The sequence below is a fragment of the Mesorhizobium sp. M1A.F.Ca.IN.020.03.2.1 genome (genome assembly GCF_004023205.1).
GTDB lineage: Bacteria > Pseudomonadota > Alphaproteobacteria > Rhizobiales > Rhizobiaceae > Mesorhizobium.
On sequence record NZ_RZSV01000410.1, the window covers coordinates 1 to 2,396 of the forward strand.

Sequence of the window (2,396 nt, forward strand, 5' to 3'; positions counted from 1 at the left end):
CTGTGGTGGCGGATGCGCAACCGCTCCGCCAGATCGCCCACTGCCACCGGCCCGCCGCCGGGATAGCCCTTGATCGCCAGCAGCGCCTGGTGCTGGCGCGGGGTCAAGCCCGCCTCATTCGCCTGCAACTGGCTGAATTCGAGGAAGCGGCGGATCAGGTAGCGGAACTCCGAAAGCCGCTGATAGTCGGCCTGGCTGATGGCGGGACGTGGTTTCTTCGGATGCGTCATGCCACGACTTATCGCCCTTTCCGGCCAAAGCTCAACTCTAATGAAAGCCTGGCGCATCCATGACCAAAATGACGCGGAGCAACCACCAAAAACGGCCTTGAAGAATTATATCGTGTTACGATATGTAGCCGCCCGACAACCGGACGGTACCGCGCCGCCAGAAAGCTCAGGCTCCCAAATGAAATCCGCTCATGCCGGAAACGGCCATCTCCGCGACTTCACCACCGATCCGCGGGTGCTCATCATCGCCGCCATCGCAGTCGTTGTGGCGACCGCCGGGCTGTTTGCCGGCATCGCGCTGTTGAAGCTGATAAGGCTCGCCACCAACATCGCCTATTTCGGCCAGTTCACACTGGCCGAGCTCAGGCTCGAGGACACGCCGCTCGGCTATGCCGCCGTGCTGGTTCCAGTAATCGGCGCGCTGGTCATCGGGCTGATGGCGCGCTTCGGCAGCGAAAAGATCCGCGGCCACGGCATTCCGGAAGCCATCGAAGCAATCCTGCTCGGCCGCTCGCGGCTCGACGCCAAAGTGGCGGTATTGAAGCCATTGTCGTCGGCGATCTCGATCGGCTCAGGCGGACCGTTCGGCGCCGAAGGGCCGATCATCATGACCGGCGGGGCGATCGGCTCGTTGATCGCGCAGATGCTGCCGGTCAGCGACAATGAACGCAAGACGCTGCTGGTGGCGGGCGCGGCGGCCGGCATGACGACCGTGTTCGGCACGCCGATCGCGGCAATCATGCTCGCCGTCGAGCTGCTGCTATTCGAATGGACGCCGCGCAGCTTCATCCCGGTCGCCGTTGCCGCCATCGTCGCCGAGGTCGAACGCACCTTGCTGCACCTGCCCGGACCCATCTTCCCGTTCTCGGGCAGCATGGAAGCGTCGATCGCCGGATTGGGTGGCTGGGTGCTGGTCGGGATTGCCGCCGGCCTGCTCTCCGGCTTGCTGACGCAAATGGTCTATGCCTGCGAGGACGCCTTCCAGAAGCTGCCGATACACTGGATGTGGTGGCCGATGATCGGCGGCCTGGTGGTCGGTATCGGTGGACTGATCGAGCCGCAGGCGCTCGGTGTCGGCTACGACAACATCGCCAACATGTTGGATGGCCATGTGCTGGCGGCGGCAGCGCTGACGCTTTTGGTCGTCAAGGCCATTATCTGGTCGGTGGCGCTGGGTTCGGGAACGTCGGGCGGCGTGCTGGCGCCGCTCTTGATCATGGGCGGCGCGATGGGCGCGGTGCTTGCCGGCATCCTGCCCGAGGCGACGCCCGGCTTCTGGCCGCTGCTGGCGATGGCCGCGACCATGGGCGGCACCATGCGCGCGCCGCTGACCGCGACCTTCTTCGCGGTCGAACTCACCGGCAACACCCACATGCTGGTGCCGCTGATCGCAGCCTGCGCCACCGCCCATGCCGTCACCGTGCTGTTGATGAAGCGATCGATCCTGACCGAAAAGGTGGCGCGGCGCGGACATCACCTCGTTCGCGAATACCGCGTCGATCCCTTCGCGCTGACCAGGGTGCGCGAGGTGATGACGACCAAGGTCGAGAGCGTGCCGGCGACGATGACGCTGCACGGCGCGGCGGCATTCCTGACCGCCCCGGACACGCGCCATCCGAGCTTTCCTGTGATCGACGAGAAAGGCCATGTGCTCGGCCTCATCGATCCGCCGGCGATCCTGCGTTGGCGCCGCGCCGGCAAGCACCGCAAGACGACGCTCGGCGAACTTTTGGCCGGCAGCAAGGTCACGCTCGCCTATCCCGACGAATATCTGGAAGGACTGTCAGACAAGCTGCTCCTGGCCAACGTCTCGCATCTGCCGGTCGTCTCGCGCGAGGATGCACGGCTGGTCGGCTATATCGGCTGGAAGGACCTGATGCGGGTGCGGTCGAAAAAGCAGGCCGAGGAACGCGACCGTTCGGCCCTGCTCAGCTTCGGCGCCAAGCGCAAGGCGCAGGAAAGCCTCGGCGATCCGGTCTGAGGCCGGTCAAGATGCCTTGCCGCCGCGCTTTGCCCAGGCGAGCACGTAGAGTCTGAGCGCGGAGGAGAGGTTGGCGTCACGGGTCCGCGTTTCGTCGATCTCGGCAACGAGGGCCGCGAGCGACAGCGAGCGCTGCGTCGCGATCGCCACCAAATCGTCGTAGAAGGGTTGCTCCAGGGAAAAAC

Annotated in this window: 3 protein-coding genes; 1 reads left to right on the forward strand and 2 read right to left on the reverse strand. The window is 65.2% G+C overall.

Annotated elements, in window-relative coordinates; all coding sequences use genetic code 11:
- On the reverse strand, nt 1-230 hold a 230-nt coding region (locus tag EOA79_RS31410), incomplete at its 3' end, for a helix-turn-helix domain-containing protein (RefSeq protein ID WP_164894046.1).
- Nucleotides 231-408: 178 nt separating this feature from the next.
- Between EOA79_RS31410 and EOA79_RS31415 the strand changes: the two genes are divergently transcribed.
- Entirely contained in the window at nt 409-2,211 is a 1,803-nt protein-coding gene (locus EOA79_RS31415; RefSeq protein WP_095824899.1) for a chloride channel protein, read from the forward strand.
- Nucleotides 2,212-2,217: 6 nt separating this feature from the next.
- Here EOA79_RS31415 and EOA79_RS31420 read toward each other — a convergent pair.
- Nucleotides 2,218-2,396: ribbon-helix-helix domain-containing protein (locus EOA79_RS31420; RefSeq protein ID WP_128293655.1), on the reverse strand; the 179-nt coding region annotated here is incomplete at its 5' end.

Bases quoted from the DNA above. Each gene is read 5' to 3' on its own strand.
- EOA79_RS31415 (WP_095824899.1), top strand. From the start codon at position 409: ATGAAATCCGCTCATGCCGGAAACGGCCATCTCCGCGACTTCACCACC.